Below are 2131 nucleotides of genomic sequence, written 5' to 3'. Positions count from 1 at the left end.
TTTGCGGTGAGATGTCGGTCTTTACGTTCCAGTACGTAGTTTGCAGGTGTCGAGAGTCTGTTCAGGTTCAGGGCGAACTAGTGTCATGCTCCTCGTTGAAACACCGCTGAGCGATAGTTCACTGGATCACAACAGTCTTTATGCTGGTAGGGTATTCAAGCGACCGTCCGCAGACCTGGATGCTTGACTCGAGCAGATAGGACCACTGAGTAAATTTACGGAGGAAGCAGCCATTCTGAAGTTTCTGGTCATGTCGGATCTGCACCTGGTGCCTAGCCCAGAGCTGGCTCATGGTCTGGACACTGCCGAAAGGTTGGTGCTCGGTGTTGAGAGTATCAACCAGGAATACCCAGATGCCGATTTCTGTGTACTTGCCGGAGATCTTGTCGAGCGTGGAGACCAAGAAGCCTATCAGTGCTTAAAAGCAATTATGCAGCCGCTGAAAATTCCCTACTATCTTGCACTGGGTAATCATGATGACCGCGAGACCTTTCTATCGGTTTTTGGCAGGGCGCACTGTGACAGCAACGGTTATGTACAGCGTGTGATCGATCAAAAAGGTTATCGGGTCATTGTCCTCGACAGTGTGGAAGCGGGTCGGCACACCGGTGTGTTATGTGACAAACGGTTGGCGTGGCTGCGTGACCAGCTGAGCGGAGCATTAGATCGTCCGGTGATTGTCATCATCCATCATCATGTCAACAAAGTCCGGTTTTTTATGGATGAATACCTGTTAGAGAATCCCAACGAGTTGTTAGACGTGTTGCACATCCACCCGGACGTGCGTCACGTCATTTCCGGTCACGTGCATATTTCGACCACGGGCGTTATCCGGGGTATCCCGTTTACTACAGTGGCCGGTGGCCACTACACTTTTTCGGTGTCGCTTGGTTCAGACAGTCGGAAAGAAGTGAAAAAACTCGAAGGCCCCGCGCAGTACGCGGTCGTACTGGCTGATGAGGCATCTGTTACCGTGCATTTTCACAACTACATCGACCAGCACACTGTGCTTTCCGAAAAAGCAACGAATTGAGTAACACCGTGCTGATCATCTTCACGACCCACTTTCCACCACAGGAGCGACTGTATGATTGATTGTTATTACTGGCCCACGCCCAACGGCAAAAAGGTCACGATTCTGCTTGAAGAACTGGGCATCGATTACCAGATTGTGCCGTGTGACATCGGTCGCGGTGACCAGTTTTCAGATGGGTTTCTTGACATAAGCCCGAACAACCGAATGCCGGCCATGGTCGACCATGACCCGGTTGGTGGCGGTGACTCGATAGCCATTTTCGAATCCGGTGCGATGATGATGTATATCGCAGAAAAAGAAGGTCGATTCTTTCCGCAGGATCCTGCGACCAAGGCCGAGGTCACGCAATGGGTGATGTGGCAGATGGCCAATCAGGGCCCGAAGCTGGGTGAATGCGGGCATTTCCGGCGACTGGGCGATCGTGAGGGCGATCAGTCTTACGCGGTGCGCCGTTTCACTGATGAAGCAAACCGGCTCTACGGCGTTATGAACAACTGTCTATATGACCGACGTTATCTCGTCGGAGATGAGTATACGATCGCCGATATGATCTGTTATCCCTGGTGTGCGGGTATTGCCAACCAGGGTCAGGACATCGACGAGTTTGTGTACTTCAAGCGCTGGTATGAGGCTCTGTCAGAGCGTCCGGCCGTCAAACGGGGTATGGCAGTGGGTGCAGACCTCAGTGTGGACGCCTCGACGCTGTCGGAGGCAGAAAGTCAGCGGCGCGCAAAAATTATGTACAACCAACGAGCCCGGCCCGCACCAGACGGTGGCCTGTTAGCGTAGGGCTTCTCTAGAGCAGAACTTCACCCAGCGACTGACTAGCGGTCAGGTGCTAAGACAGCAGGTTTTGTCTAACACGCATGAGATTAGTTGGGTGCTGGCGCAACAAAACTGCCGTAGCGTTGGGCAAATCGATTCCAGGCTGCGGTTGCAGCCTGACTTGCCTGGGTTATCAGGGCATCTTCATCGGTGGTCCTGACGTGACCGTCTGACACAACGACCTGACCATCAACAATTACTGTTTCGACATCTTTGCCATGTCCGTGATATACCAGCGTTGCCACCGGGTCGTTCGTCGGCGTCAGACCC

The 2131-nt window shown here is 53.0% G+C and carries 3 protein-coding genes; 2 read left to right on the top strand and 1 reads right to left on the bottom strand.

Annotation, left to right across the window (positions count from 1 at the left end; genetic code table 11):
* The first annotated feature begins 250 nt into the window (after positions 1 to 250).
* Together MK323_15410 and MK323_15405 are read left to right on the top strand one after the other, a co-directional pair.
* Positions 251 to 1033 (top strand): phosphodiesterase, encoded by a 783-nt coding sequence (locus tag MK323_15410; protein ID MCH2483531.1) that lies wholly within the window; start codon positions 251 to 253, stop codon positions 1031 to 1033.
* Positions 1034 to 1087: 54 nt separating this feature from the next.
* Positions 1088 to 1825 (top strand): glutathione S-transferase N-terminal domain-containing protein, encoded by a 738-nt coding sequence (locus MK323_15405; protein MCH2483530.1) that lies wholly within the window; start codon positions 1088 to 1090, stop codon positions 1823 to 1825.
* Positions 1826 to 1908: 83 nt separating this feature from the next.
* On the opposite strand, the gene MK323_15400 is transcribed toward MK323_15405, so the two are convergent.
* Positions 1909 to 2131 (bottom strand): hypothetical protein (locus MK323_15400; GenBank protein ID MCH2483529.1); only part of this gene is annotated, 223 nt, incomplete at its 5' end.

The sequence above is a fragment of the Gammaproteobacteria bacterium genome, from assembly GCA_022450155.1.
In the GTDB taxonomy this organism is placed as follows: Bacteria; Pseudomonadota; Gammaproteobacteria; order Arenicellales; family UBA868; genus REDSEA-S09-B13.
Note: the sequence above shows the minus strand (reverse complement) of the source record. Positions and strands in the feature narration are given on the sequence as shown.